General features: G+C 38.9%; 10 protein-coding genes. 9 read left to right on the top strand and 1 reads right to left on the bottom strand.

Annotated elements, in window-relative coordinates:
• Positions 1–4 precede the first annotated feature (4 nt).
• The 9 genes from tssJ (at position 5) to C9J46_RS19715 (ending at position 13,165) form a co-directional block, all read left to right on the top strand.
• Positions 5–484, top strand: a complete 480-nt coding sequence (tssJ, locus tag C9J46_RS19755) for a type VI secretion system lipoprotein TssJ (RefSeq protein ID WP_233217918.1) — start codon at positions 5–7, stop codon at positions 482–484.
• Positions 485–1,822 (top strand): type VI secretion system baseplate subunit TssK, encoded by a 1,338-nt coding sequence (gene tssK / locus C9J46_RS19750; protein WP_107291404.1) that lies wholly within the window; start codon positions 485–487, stop codon positions 1,820–1,822.
• On the top strand, positions 1,822–2,619 hold the full coding sequence (icmH, locus tag C9J46_RS19745; RefSeq protein ID WP_304592048.1) for a type IVB secretion system protein IcmH/DotU: 798 nt from the start codon (positions 1,822–1,824) through the stop codon (positions 2,617–2,619). The genes tssK and icmH overlap by 1 nt, the downstream gene beginning before the upstream one ends.
• Positions 2,620–2,628: 9 nt before the next feature.
• Complete coding sequence (tssH, locus tag C9J46_RS19740) at positions 2,629–5,259, top strand: type VI secretion system ATPase TssH (protein ID WP_107291403.1); 2,631 nt, start codon at positions 2,629–2,631, stop codon at positions 5,257–5,259.
• A gap of 5 nt (positions 5,260–5,264) precedes the next feature.
• Positions 5,265–6,800: a sigma-54-dependent Fis family transcriptional regulator gene (locus C9J46_RS19735; protein WP_107208744.1), complete on the top strand. Its 1,536-nt coding sequence runs from the start codon at positions 5,265–5,267 to the stop codon at positions 6,798–6,800.
• Positions 6,797–7,474, top strand: a complete 678-nt coding sequence (gene vasI / locus C9J46_RS19730; protein ID WP_107291402.1) for a type VI secretion system-associated protein VasI — start codon at positions 6,797–6,799, stop codon at positions 7,472–7,474. Before C9J46_RS19735 ends, vasI begins: the two co-directional genes overlap by 4 nt.
• Before the next feature lie 9 nt (positions 7,475–7,483).
• The gene (gene tssA / locus C9J46_RS19725) at positions 7,484–8,938 is read left to right on the top strand and encodes a type VI secretion system protein TssA (protein WP_107208746.1); all 1,455 of its coding nucleotides are present in this window, start codon (positions 7,484–7,486) and stop codon (positions 8,936–8,938) included.
• Between the two features lie 16 nt (positions 8,939–8,954).
• Positions 8,955–12,494, top strand: coding sequence for a type VI secretion system membrane subunit TssM (gene tssM, locus C9J46_RS19720; RefSeq protein ID WP_199187175.1), 3,540 nt, complete (start codon positions 8,955–8,957; stop codon positions 12,492–12,494).
• A gap of 317 nt (positions 12,495–12,811) precedes the next feature.
• Positions 12,812–13,165 (top strand): PAAR domain-containing protein, encoded by a 354-nt coding sequence (locus C9J46_RS19715; protein ID WP_005365472.1) that lies wholly within the window; start codon positions 12,812–12,814, stop codon positions 13,163–13,165.
• Between the two features lie 146 nt (positions 13,166–13,311).
• On the opposite strand, the gene C9J46_RS21570 is transcribed toward C9J46_RS19715, so the two are convergent.
• The coding region (locus C9J46_RS21570) for a hypothetical protein (protein WP_158259624.1) at positions 13,312–13,991 on the bottom strand (680 nt) is incomplete at its 5' end.

Genomic DNA, 13,991 nt, shown 5'->3' with positions numbered 1-13,991 from the left:
CTGGATGAAATCGTCGTCTTTGTTCCACATGGTTTTTATTTTTGCCTTAACGTTGATGGGTTGTAGCTCTAAATATGATCCGGCATCAGAGCCAAGTACGATAACAATCAGCATGGTGAGTACCGATTCAATAAATACGAATGGGAATAATGAAGCCTCACCAGTTGAATTAAAAGTTTTCGAATTTGAAGATGACTCTATGTTTAATTCAGCATCTTATGATCAGCTAGCTTTTGAATATAAAAAAGCACTAAAGAGTAATTATGTTGATGTTTATGATTATGTCATGCTGCCGAATAAATTTAAGTTCGTCGAAGAAATTAAATTAGATGAAGACACGCGTTATATCGGTGTGATGGCTTTATTTTCTGATAGCGATAATAGTGATTGGAAAAAGTCTGTAAAAGTAAAAACGTTAGGTCGTGATTATCACTTGCTTATTTATTTAAAAGATAATCAAGTTGTGCTAGATAGGGTTGAGTAGATGTCATCAAAAAACCGAGTAATATGGAATGAAGGTTTATTTATTAAACCTCAACACTTCCAACAACAGCAGCGCTATTTTGAAAGCATCATTGATGAAAGACTTAATTCTGTCAGTCTCTATTTATATGGAATAACAGAATTAAGCTTAAATTTGGAATACCTAAGTTTTGGTCGCATCGCAATTGAACGTGCGGCTGGTATTATGCCTGACGGCACACCTTTTAATATTCCTCAGCAAGACATGTTGCCTGATGCGTTGGAAGTGGCTGATAGTTCATTAGCCAATCAAATTATTTATTTAGCGATCCCTTTACGTAGTGACTCACTCGCGGAAGTTAGTTGGAATGAAACTGCGGGTGGTATGACACGTTATAAATGTAAACGTGAAGAAGTCAGAGATATCCAATCCATTCAAGGTGACAGCTGCTTAATGGACGTTGGCTCAACAAGTGTTCGCCTTTTGCTTGGTAAGGATGACCGAAGTGCATACGCGTCTATTGCTATTGCACGAATTTTAGAAAAACGTCCTGATGGCAGTGTGATGTTGGATGACAACTTTATTCCTTGCCATTTAAATGTGAAAGCAGTACCACGATTACAGCGCTTTGTCGGTGAAATGGCTGGCTTAATGAGAGAGCGAGCAAAAAATATTGCATTACGTTTAGGTTCTCCTAATCAAGGTGGCGTAGCCGATGTGGCAGATTTCATGTTACTTCAGATGCTTAATCGCATGCAGCCAAGACTTCAGCATATCGCGCATTTACGTAGTATTCATCCTGAAGAGTTATATAAGGAACTCACTTCATTTTGTGGAGAACTAGCGACTTTTACTGATGAAAGTCGTATGACGCCCGAGTTTGCAAGTTATAACCATGACATGCCTGAGCAGGCATTTATGCCTGTGATGTCTATGTTACGACAGGCATTGAGTATTGTTCTTGAGCCGCGTGCCGTATCTATTCAATTGCAGAAAAGAAAATACGGTCTCATGGTGGCCTCGATTCAGGACACTAACTTGGTTACTGATGCTGAGTTTATCTTGGCTGTACGTGCTCGTATTCCGCAGGAAGAGTTGCGTAAGCTATTTATGCATCAAACAAAAATTGCGTCTGTTGAAAAGATTCGTGAACTTATTTCATTGCAGTTACCGGGTATCCCATTGTCACCATTACCTGTGGCTCCACGTCAGTTACCTTACCACGCTGGATACACGTACTTTAAATTGGACAAGACGAGCCAAACTTGGCAGATGCTTAATAATTCAAGTGGCTTTGCATTCCATGTTGCAGGTGATTTTCCTGAACTTGATCTTCAATTTTGGGCAATCAGGAGCTAATGATGATGGATCATACTATTCAAAAGAAAGGCCGTATACGCAACACGCACTATGATGATTTATTGTATGACAATGTAGAGAATACAAATCTTGATCAGGACTTTTGGTTCCAGTTACGCGGTAGCAATATTAATTTATTGATTGATGCTGCCACGCCGCTAATGGGCATGACGTCACGCATTCGTAGTTTAAGTAGCTGCGATAATATTGAAGAAATTTATCATCAAGTTGTTGAGGAAATTAAAGCGATAGAGGTAGAGCTCACCGAAGCAGGTAATGATCATGCTGTGATCCTAGCTTATCGCTATGTTCTCTGCTCCTTTATCGATGAAGCGGTAATGAGTACTTCTTGGGGAGCGGATAGCATATGGGCTGAACATTCATTGCTGACGCGTTTTCACAATGAAACATGGGGTGGAGAAAAAGTTTTCTCGATCTTATCTCGATTAATGACTGAGCCAGAACGTTATCATGATTTATTGATGTTTATTTATCTTTGTTTGATGCAAGGATTTAAAGGTCGATATAAGGTGATGAATAATGGTCAAGAAGCGTTTGATAAAGTCGTTTCAAATCTTTATGAAACGTTAAGAAGAATAGATAAAGAACCGAAACCGTTAACTACCGCAACAAAACATGTTGCACAAAAAAAATATAAGTTAACGAGACAGATTCCTCTTTGGGCTGTATTTATAGGTTTTGGTCTATCTTGGGTTGCTATTTATATCGCGTATTCAATCTTACTTAATAATAAATCTTTAGATGTTTTAACACAGCTTAATCACATTCTTCAATAGGACTTCATTGTGATCAGAATAGAACTCCCTGTACTCATCAATAAATTAAATGCACAAACAAAAATTGCATTAGAACAGGCTTCATCGTTATGTATGAGCCGTGAAAATAATGAAGTTACTATTGAGCACCTTTTATTTTCTATTCTAGAAAATCCTTTATCAGATATTAGGGTTTTACTTGAACAAGTTAATTTAAAAACGGATGTTGTTAAGCAGTTGTGTGGTGATGCAATGCCGCATGATAAAGAGAATGATACATATCCGAGCTTTTCACCTTTACTGGTTGAACTACTTCAAGATGCATGGTTATTAGCATCAACAGAAATGAATGAAGCAGAGTTAAGATCGGGTCTTATTTTCTTAGCAGCACTTATTCGCCCCGATCGTTATTTAAGTTTTAGCCTAGTAAAAGCCTTTGAAAATATTAATCGAGAGGCTTTACGTAAAGAGTTCACATCACTTGTAGCGGATTCTGCTGAAACACCTGTTGTAAATTCTGGCGAAACAAAAGCGCCACTAAATGTAAACTCTGGTGATAGTGCGCTTAATCGTTTTTGTTCAAATGTTACAGAGCAAGCTCGCCAAGGTAAGTTAGATCCTGTCTTATGCCGCGATAATGAAATTAATCTAATGATTGATATTTTATGTCGTCGACGCAAAAACAATCCCATCGTTGTCGGTGATGCTGGGGTTGGAAAGAGTGCCGTTATTGAAGGTCTCGCTTCACGTATTGAATCGGGCAAAGTGCCTGAGCAGCTTCAGCGTGTTGAGCTATGGTTGCTTGATCTAGGGCTTATGCAAGCAGGGGCATCAGTAAAAGGTGAATTTGAAAAACGCTTGAAGTCAGTGATTGATGAAGTAAAAAATTCACCAGTGAAGATCATTCTTTTCATCGACGAAGCTCACACTTTGATTGGTGCTGGTAATCAAGAGGGTGGTGGTGATGCTGCGAACTTACTTAAACCTGCTTTAGCTCGTGGTGAATTATGTACAATTGCGGCAACAACGTGGAAAGAGTACAAAAAGTACTTTGAGAAAGATCCCGCCCTTACTCGACGCTTCCAGTTAGTTAAATTGGATGAGCCAACAACCGAGCAAGCTGTTGATATTATGCGTGGTCTGCACTGCGTGTATGAAAATTCGCATAATGTATTGATCAGTGATGATGCGCTACGTGCGGCAGCAGAATTGTCTGCTCGTTATGTATCTGGTCGTCAACTTCCCGATAAGGCTATTGATGTCTTAGATACGGCTTGTGCACGTATTGCTATTAATCTTACAGCACCTCCTCGCAGAATTTCTGAGATTGAAAGTGGTAGTTATCAACGTCAGCTTGAAATTCAAATGATCAATCGTCAGCAATTATTAGGCAAAGCCGTTGATGAAGAACGACTATCGGCATTAGTAGAAAAAGATTTAGAAGAACAAGTTGAGTGTGAATCTCTCTACAAAGATTGGCAGCAACAAAAAGAACTTGTTACTGAGATTATCGATACACGCCAACAGCTCTTATCGCCGATGACTGAGCTATTGCCAGAGCAGAACGATGATGATGAATCTTGCTTGTCGGTTGATGAATTACAGAATCGATTGGTTGATCTTTATTCTCAATTAGCACTTATTCCTCATGACGAGTTGCTTATTTATCCTGAGGTTGATGCGGTGCAGGTTGCACAAGTCATTGCTGACTGGACGGGAGTGCCTGTCGATCAGATGAATACTGATGAGTTAGCTAAAATTACTGAGTTGCCCTCTGTATTAAATTCAATGATTAAAGGTCAGGATATCGCATTGGCGAGTATTCATCGCCATTTATTGACTGCGCGTGCTGATCTTCGTCGTCCAGGCCGACCTCAAGGTGCATTTTTATTAGTTGGTCCAAGTGGTGTGGGTAAAACAGAGACAGTGGTTCAACTAGCCGAGCAGTTATATGGTGGGCAGCAATTCTTAACCACCATAAATATGTCTGAATATCAGGAAAAGCACACAGTTTCTCGTCTTATTGGTTCACCCCCGGGCTACGTTGGTTTTGGTGAGGGTGGCGTATTAACTGAATCTATTAGAAAGATGCCTTATTCAATTGTTTTACTTGATGAGGTAGAAAAAGCACACCCTGAAGTCTTGAATCTGTTCTATCAAGCTTTCGATAAAGGCGAACTTGCTGATGGCGAAGGGCGTTTAATCGATTGTCAAAATATCTTGTTCTTCCTAACGTCAAACCTTGGTTATCAGACCATTGTTGATTATGCAGAGCAGCCAGAACTGATCGAAGAAAAGATGTATCCAGAGTTGGCGAATTTCTTTAAACCCGCATTGTTAGCGCGTATGGAGGTAGTGCCTTATTTACCTCTGAATAAGGACGTTTTAGCACAAATTGTTCGAGGAAAACTCTCACGATTAGAGAAGTTATTAACTTCTCGTTATAAGGCGGAAGTTGTTATTGAACCATGCCTTGTTGAAGAAATACTTGTACGTGCAACGCGCTCTGAAAATGGTGCGCGTATGCTAGAAGCGATCATTGAAGGGCAGATGTTGCCGCCAGTTTCTTTAGCTTTGTTAAATAAACTTGCTCATCGTGAAGCGATTACACGTATTTGCTTAACGGTAGAAAATGGCGAGTTCTGCAGTGAGGTGGAGTAATTGTTATGCAACAGTGGTTTCATTATACCTCAGCATTAATAGGTTATCGTGACCGAGCTACACTCACTGATTTCTATAATAGTGCGTTAAAAGAAGAGCTTGCATTAACGGCCAGTTATATCATCTATCCGACGGATGACGGTCGCACTTTATTTGCGACAGAAAATCAATCGTGGGTATGGGATGTAAATGATTTTGATCATCCCTTTTCACACGTACTTCAGCAAGCGTCAGTTGTTTTACTGGATCGCCAACAATTGGTTTATTGGCAACAAAATGATTCGTTTAAGCAGTTATCTTCGCAAGTAGATGCATCAAGTAGTTTGCTTATTGTTCCTTTAATGAATAGTCAAAACCATGTGACAGCTATTCAAGTATTAATCGGTGAACAAAAGCAGATTAACGATTTATTATCTGATGAAAACTGGCGTGAATTTAGCAGTGCCTTTATTTCTCAGTGGTTACTCATTAGAGATATGGATGCGCAGTCTTCTCATAAAAAGCAACTTAGTGACTCGATTACACGACTAAAAGCAGAGCATCAGAAAAAGAGCGCATGGTCAGATATGGCATGCAAGCTCATTGGAAGCAGCTCTGTAATGAAACAGTTACGAGAACAAATAACAGTGGCTGCTGGCTCAAACCTTAGTGTACTTATTCAAGGTGAAACCGGAACGGGTAAAGAGTTAGTCGCAAAAGCACTACATAGCTTATCAGAACGATGCAAAGAGCCTTTTGTCGCGATTAACTGTGCGGCAATACCTGAAAGCTTGTTAGAAAGTGAACTGTTCGGTTATGAAAAAGGGGCATTCACAGGCGCGGTAGCTAACCGTAAGGGACTGATAGCTCAAGCTAACGGCGGGTCATTATTTTTAGATGAAATAGGAGAGTTATCTTTAGGTCTTCAAGCGAAGCTATTACGTGTGCTCGAGACATGCCAATATCGTCCGGTTGGCTCTAATAAAGAGCAATCTTCTAATTTTCGTTTGATCGCTGCAACGCATGTAAATTTACGTCAAAGTGTAAATGATGGTGGCTTTAGACAAGATCTTTATTATCGCATTTATCAATACCCATTATTGCTCTCAAGTCTTAATGATCGAAAGGGGGATATTGAAGAGTTAGCTTCTTACTTTATTCAGCAATATAACAATCGTGAACAACGAAATATTTTGGGTTTATCTCCCAAGGCGTTAGATCACCTTAAAGAAATGAGTTTTCCCGGTAATGTCCGTGAATTACGTTCGTTAATAGAAGTGGCGTGTGTACAAACTGAATGTGATGATCTTATTCAAAAAAAGGTGTTTGTAGCAAAATTACCATTAGATATTAGTCTTCCTATAAAAGACACGGTTGCGCCAAAAGACGATTTTTCAAGCATAGATGATTTACGCATTGCAGTGGAATTGTATGAGAAAGCAATTATTAACGAGCGATTAAAGCAATATAACGGTAATCGTGCAAAAGCAGCTGAAAGCCTGGGTTTACCTAAACGAACACTTGCACATAAGTGTCAAAAGTTGGAGATCCAGTTTAAATGAAAAAGTCGTGGATGATATATACGTTACTGATCGGGTTGAACACCTTTTCTATGACTGTTTTTTCTCAACCGAGTACGCAAACCAAGTTGAGTCGCGCTGAAGCTTGTCGTGATATCCCTTCTAAACTTGAGCGGTTACAGTGCTTTGACGCTATTTTTGATACACCTGTAGAGCAAGTGTCGATCAGTCAAGCAGAAGTGAAATATCCATCGTCATGGCTTCGTGCCGTTGATAGTGAGAAAAAACGGGATAAAAGATCAGGGTTTATTTTTCATCAGTTAGATAGCAGTAATCAGGCTTCTCGAATGTGGTTAACGTCTGCTGCTGTTCGTTCATCAGAGCAGCTAAAAGATCAGAAAGCCCCAATTTTGATGTTGGAGTGTTATGAAAAAATCACCCGTGCCGAATTGATCTTACCGACTCCGGTTAAAGCAGGAAAAGTTGAACTATCAATACCGGGTTCTCCTGTTATTACACAAGAGTGGATGAGTGATGAAACAGGGTATGTATTACGTTCTGGACGAGGTTTACCTGCTATTAGAGCAATAAAAGCGATGATTTCTTCACCGCAATTAATTTTACGTTCAAATGTGGCTGATATTGATCATCTGGAATTTGATAACTCCAATCTAGCAGAGGCCTTAGAGCCGATGCGTGAAAATTGTCGCTGGTAGGAGTGAATCATGTTGAAGGGAACTTTAAGGGAGCAACTTCTCGCTCCGATATCACCGGATAACCCAGTAGGAGAGCGTTTAAGAGATCATCCTCAATTAAATTTTATCGATGATCAGATGATGAAGGTCGGTACTCTTTCTCATGGAGAAGTGCAATGGCATGAAGTGGAAAGTTGTGCCGTAAGCTTACTTTCAGAGCACACCAAGGATCTGAAATTACTGACCGTATTGATGCAATGTTTACAGCATCAGGCAACACCAGAGCGTTTTTCATTGTCGATAGGTGTATTGGTTGATTTTCTCTCTAATTTTTGGCTTGAATGCCAACCATTTCCAGGGGCGCGTGGTGAAATACACCGCAAAAAATTCTTTAATCAAATTTGTCAGAGAACGTATGTTGCCGCAGACAAGTTAGATTGGAGCCTATTCAACAGTGATTTAAAACAAGTGTTGGAGGCATTACTTGAAGAGCTCGATAATCAAGCATCTTCGCTATCACTGCCTGTGGATATTATTAACGATATTTCTGCGCGTGTTCGCGTTAACTTGGGACAGGCTGGTCGTGATAATCATGAGAATAAAATTAAAGCTCCACAACCATCACAAGATGTTGCTGTTTCGTCATCTTCAGTCATTACGAGTCAGACGTCGACTGGAACCCCGGTTTCTATTCCTAATTTAGATATAGATAACAGCAGTGAGCGTGCTTTTAAAAATTCGTTATTGAAAGCGGTAGATTCGCTAAATGAACTTGGTAGTGATGCAATAAAGCTGAGTATTCGTGTGCGTCGTTTTGCTATGTGGTTTTCAATCAATACCTTACCAGATGCAAATGCTCAAAAAGAAACGCAACTAATGCCCGTTTCATCAGATCGTATAAGTGATTATGAAGAGTCTTTACAGCGTGGTGCGGATATTGAATTGTGGAGTCGCGTTGAAGAAAGTTTAACTAAGTCACCTTATTGGTTAGATGGACACTTTCTTAGTTTTCGTATTGCCAAGGCGTTAGGGTTGGATGATTGGGCTTCAATTATTAAAGATGAACTTCAGTCATTTGTTGATCGCTTACCAGCACTACTGACTTATTCATTCAAAGGACAAGTTCCTTTTGCAAGTGAAGCTACAATCGCTTGGCTTCTTAACCAAGATAAAAGCGTTAAAGTTGCTCAAATTACTCAACAAGGTAGCTGGAATGAAAAGCGTACAGAGGCATTACAGTTAGCTGATGATGAAGGAATAGCACCAGCCTTAAGCATGCTTGATGAAGGATTATCACAAGCGACAGAACCCAGAGATGCTTTCTATTGGCGATTACTATCTGCAGATGTCATGGAAGCTCATTCACTCTCTTCTATGGCAACGGTGCAATACCAGACGTTATATCGGCAAGTTAATGAAATGTCGGTGACTGAATGGGAACCATCATTACTCGCCCAACTTAAAAATAATATTGCCGAACAATAACACCGGGAAATATCATATGTTGAATTTAATAAGACCGCTCATAAATAGGCTTCTTTCAGGTGTTAAATCATCAATGCCTATGCTTATGTTTACAATCTTTATTCTGATTAATGTTGCCATTTGGTGGGCAGGCCCATGGTTAAAAATTGGTGACCAACAACCATTCACCTCTGTGGCTTCTCGTATCGTTATGAGTGTTATTTTTTCCTTATGCTGTTTTGCAGTATGGGGATTTATGCAATGGCGCAGTTTGAAACGTATTCACAAAGATAAAGATCGTGAAGAAAGGTTACTTGACGATCCGATAAAGCGTTTAGAAGAGCGTCAAGAAACAGAATTAAACCAAGTGATGGGGGAGTTGAAACACAGTTTAAATAAGCGTAACTACCTTTATTCCTTACCTTGGTATCTGGTGCTAGGTCTAGAGAATGCAGGCAAAACAAGCTTAATTAACCGTTCAAGCCAAGATTTTGTATTTTCAAATGTAATGAGAGCCTCGGGTAAGAAAAGTGAAAACCCTTATTCTTTTGACTGGTGGATTGGCGATGATGCAGTATTAATTGATCCTGATGGGGAGTTGTTAACGCAGCGCCAAAATGAGAAAGATAATGATGGCGAGATGGAGCGTCGTCTTTGGTTAAACTTTGTTAACTGGCTTGAAAAAACACGATCTCAGCGTCCATTAAACGGTGTTGTTATTGCTCTAGATATTGAGCACTTAGCGAGCTCTACGGTATCGGAACGTCGTGCGTACGCGAACCTTTTGCGTGCACGTTTGAGGGAATTAATGGAAATTCTCTCTACCCGTATGCCTGTATATATAACGTTGACAAAGTTTGACCTTTTGCATGGTTTTGAACCCTATTTCCGAAGCTATACTCAAAGCCAACGTGAAGAAGTCATGGGGTTTACATTCTCGCTTGATACTGTTGAAGACTTTGATAAATGGCTGACTGAATTCGATAATGATTATGAAGAGTTTATCAATCGAATTAATGACTCTTTGCCTGCGGCATTGCGTCACGCAACGGATAGTGATGATAGGGCTGCCATTTATAGCTTCTCTCGCCAGATAGCAGGCTTACATCACATACTAAAGCAGCTATTAAATGATGCTTTTGTTAGTGACCAATTTTCAACACCGGCCCTTATTCGTGGTATGTACTTTCTGTCTGTTTATCAACAGGGCGTACCAACAGATGTATTTGTTGATGCTTCTTCCCGACGATATGGGCTGTCGAATAGCATTAACAGTGCGCAGCACTCGAAAAACTCAACGACTTACTTTATTAAGAAACTTTTTAGTGAAGTTATATATCCTGAGGCGGGTATAGCGTCAGATAGTTTGCGTGTGATAAAGCACAAACGAAAGGTGATGGCTGTATCTGTTCTCACTTGTTCAATTGCTTCTGTTCTCTTAATTGGTAGCTGGCAACGTTATTATCAGCAGAATATCTCACATCAAAACGCTGTTCTTGAGCAAGTTAGTGAATTTAAGAATGAATATTCTGATGTGAAATTGATGCGAACGGAGCAGGAGCTATTAGAGCCATTAAATTCAATTCGCAATGCCACCTTAGAATTTGGAGTGTTTCAAGATAAGTCAAAATATTTATCTGATATGGGGTTATATCAGGGGCACGCTATTGGACCTAAGGTAGAAGAAACGTATTTAGGTCTTTTACAGTTTCGTTTTTTACCTGCATTAATGAAGCAACTTGCTTTGGATATGAAAAATGCTGATTCAGAGCAACAAGAGCTGGCTGCATTACGTACTTTTAGAATGCTAACAGATCTCAGTGGTCGCCAAAATAATGTTGTATTAGGTTACTTTTCGAGCTTATGGCAACACGCATTTCCTAATGATGCAAAAACTCAAGATCAGCTATTAGAACACTTAAATTATGCTTTGTTGCACACTGATTTACAGGGACTGCGAAATCAAAGAAATAAGAGTGCGGCCGCAGTATTAAAACCTTATGATAACTTAATTGGCAATACACAAAGCGCTCTTAGCTCTGTTGCTCTGGCGGATCGTGTTTATGACAGTTTAAAACGTTCAGCTGCTGAAACTTTAGGTGCACCGCTAAATTTGAAGAAGTCTGTTGGACCAATGTTTGAATCTGTTTTCGAAGAGCGTATTCAAGATAATGCGCTTGTTATTTCACAATTGTTAACCCGCAAAGGTTTTAATAGCTACTTTTTACCTAAGGTTGAATCTTTATCTGATATCGCGTTGGCTGACAGTTGGGTTCTTGGCGAATCAACAGTTGCGAAATTTAGTGAAGAAGATAAGCAGGTTTTACGTAATAAAATTCGTGATCTATATGTAGAAGATTACATAAATACTTGGCAGCTTGCTCTTAATAACTTAGATATAAAATATTTCTCAGATATTGATGAAGCGGTAAGTATTTTAGGGAACCTGGTTGGTCATAATCAGCCAATAGAACGTTTTGTTAAAACTGTTGACGTTAACACAAGGCTATTTCCTAAGTTATCTGAAAATGATGATGCGCGTTTAGCAATGATGAAATCTCCTCAATACCGTGTTGCTTCTTCGATTGCATTGCCGTTTGCTGATATAGATTCAATGTTAGAAAAAAATGGTAATCAACCTGCATACTTACAAGAAGTCATGTCTTCGGTACAAAAACTTTATCATTACATGAAAGCAATTCAAGATGCTCCTGATAAAGGAAAAGCTGCACTAGAAGCAACGAAGGAAAGATTAGCATTAAAAAATAACGATCCAATTTTCGCATTAAACCAAATGGCGACAAATTTGCCAGCACCGCTTGATACCATAGTAAAAGGTATTGCTGATGAGAGTTGGTATGTACTAAAACAAGAAGCAATTAAGTATGTAGAAGTTCGTTGGCAAAATGATGTTTATAAAGAATATCAAGAGAAGCTGATAACACGCTATCCATTTAATCATAATGCGTCGAAAGATGTATCATTAAAAGACTTTGAGTCATTTTTTGCGCCTAATGGAACATTGGATAATTTCTATAAAAATGATCTGAAGCTATTTATTGATGACAATATTTCTTTAGGAAATAATGGTGAAAACTCAATATTACGTGGTGATGTGCTAAAGCAATTTGAGAGCGCTAAGAAAATTCAACATGCATTTTTTAACCGTAAAGGACTGTTGGATGTCGAGTTTACAATTGAGCCTGTTAGTTTGAGTGCAAATCAACTTCGTAGTGTTATTAATGTTGATGGTCAATATATCGAGTTTAGTCATGGCCCGCGTCATCCTACAGAGGTTATATGGCCAAATACTCTCCGAGAAACGGCAATTTCCAAGCTTTCTTTAGTGCCTTCGGCAGCAAACTTGTCACCAAGAGCTGTTACTGTTCAAGGGCCTTGGGCATTCTTCCGATTATTAGAAAAAGGAGAAGTTGTAAGCGCAAGTTCTACTAGTGTGGATTATAAATTTGCGCTTGATAGTGGGAATGTCGTTTATCGTTTAAATTCGGAAGCGGATGCCAATCCTTTTACTACGTCTTTGTTTAAGAATTTTAAATTAAGTAAGACGTTGTATTAATCAATTAGAAAATGGTAGGAGGCGAGTCATTTCGCTTCTTACCATGATTTGATCTAAGTTAACTTTCTAATTTTTTGTCTTTCGATGATGTAGATAAAATTGGGGATTAATGTGCATTGTTACATTACTCCTTTTATCGTTCTATTATCCGGTATGAGCTGAAAGGTTAGGGAAAACAGAAAATTATGGCGGAAATAGATATGACTAGGTTTTTAAGAGTAAATTGGTTGCTATAAATATTTCAGAAATTCGGGCAAATTATTGCCTACGTACATTATTTAGTATTATTACGTTCAGTAAATTTAAAGGGCTATCTGATGAGTAATGACGTAATAACGGTTGGCAGTAAAACCACAACTGGCGGCTCTGTTATATCAGGTCACGGCGGTGTAATTATAAATGGACAAAAGGTTGCCCTTGTTGGTGATATAGCAACTTGCCCATGTGGAAGCAAAAGTTGTAGTGGTCAAGGGCCTATTATTGCTCAGTCACCAAGAGCTGCAAATGTGTTAGGTACAAATCTAGCACGAGTAGGTGATTTTGTTGATACTGGGTGTGGTAACTGTTTTCTTGAAGCAAGTTCTCATCAGGTAAGTTTAAGCACATCAACCGCCACCAACTTAAATATGGGAAGTGGTGTTAACTTTGGTAATGGCGTCAATATTAATTAATGGTAGTGATGTAACCTTTGGTTCTCATTTAAGTACAACAGCAGGAACTAACAAATATTTCTTCTGACTCGTTGTAATTGAATAAAAAGCACTTCTTGAGTAATTAGGAAGTGCTTTAAAAATAATATTAATTACTGGGTAGATAATTAATAAAATACTCGCGGGTGAGCGCCATCAATGTAAATCACTTGTTTTACAGAATCTACCTTTTCTTGAGCTTTTTTATTCGCAGCAATTAAAGCTTCTTTTTCTTTAGGTGGTTGAGTAAAACTGATGCCGTAATCGTAACCATTAAATAACTCACTTGCTTTGGCTATGAAGTATTTTTGCTGGCTTGATAAGGATTTATCATTAATGCTATTTAATAGATAAACTCGCCATGCATGGTTAGAGCCAATTTTAATTCCTTGCTCTGTCAGGTTTTTGTACCGTTCACCTTGAGTACGTTTTTTTTCACCCTCATACCCCATCAAAGCGTCAATAGCCGGTATAAAGTTATTAAATTGCGCATAATTAAGAAGTTTTACTGCAATATTTTCCATATCCTTGTCAGGGTTTTTCTCATTGATAATTAGATTCGAATATTCGACAAGCGGGTAATAATAGTGATTGTCTGCTGCATTGATAATGGCGTTAATATATTGCTCGTGGGTTAAATCTGGTTTTAATATCGTACTGTAATAAACGGCACGAACGTCACCTGTTTTTGCTTGTTCTGCAAACAGTTTTTGTGCTTTTTCTACCCACTTCTCACTGCATTGTTTTTTAAAATACATATTACAATAGCGGCTATCTGGTGAAAAAAATAGAGCGGCATAGGGGTTAC

Source organism: Photobacterium sp. GB-36 (genome assembly GCF_003026135.1).
Classification (GTDB): domain Bacteria; phylum Pseudomonadota; class Gammaproteobacteria; order Enterobacterales; family Vibrionaceae; genus Photobacterium.
The sequence above is the reverse complement of the archived record's forward strand: the minus strand, read 5'-3'. Positions and strand labels throughout refer to the sequence as shown.

What these genes read in the sequence shown, in the direction of transcription:
- tssJ (WP_233217918.1), top strand. Translation starts at nt 5, where the DNA reads ATGAAATCGTCGTCTTTGTTCCACATGGTTTTTATTTTTGCCTTAACG.
- tssK (WP_107291404.1), top strand. Translation starts at nt 485, where the DNA reads ATGTCATCAAAAAACCGAGTAATATGGAATGAAGGTTTATTTATTAAA.
- icmH (WP_304592048.1), top strand. Translation starts at nt 1,822, where the DNA reads ATGATGATGGATCATACTATTCAAAAGAAAGGCCGTATACGCAACACG.
- C9J46_RS19735 (WP_107208744.1), top strand. Translation starts at nt 5,265, where the DNA reads ATGCAACAGTGGTTTCATTATACCTCAGCATTAATAGGTTATCGTGAC.
- vasI (WP_107291402.1), top strand. Translation starts at nt 6,797, where the DNA reads ATGAAAAAGTCGTGGATGATATATACGTTACTGATCGGGTTGAACACC.
- tssA (WP_107208746.1), top strand. Translation starts at nt 7,484, where the DNA reads ATGTTGAAGGGAACTTTAAGGGAGCAACTTCTCGCTCCGATATCACCG.
- tssM (WP_199187175.1), top strand. Translation starts at nt 8,955, where the DNA reads ATGTTGAATTTAATAAGACCGCTCATAAATAGGCTTCTTTCAGGTGTT.
- C9J46_RS19715 (WP_005365472.1), top strand. Translation starts at nt 12,812, where the DNA reads ATGAGTAATGACGTAATAACGGTTGGCAGTAAAACCACAACTGGCGGC.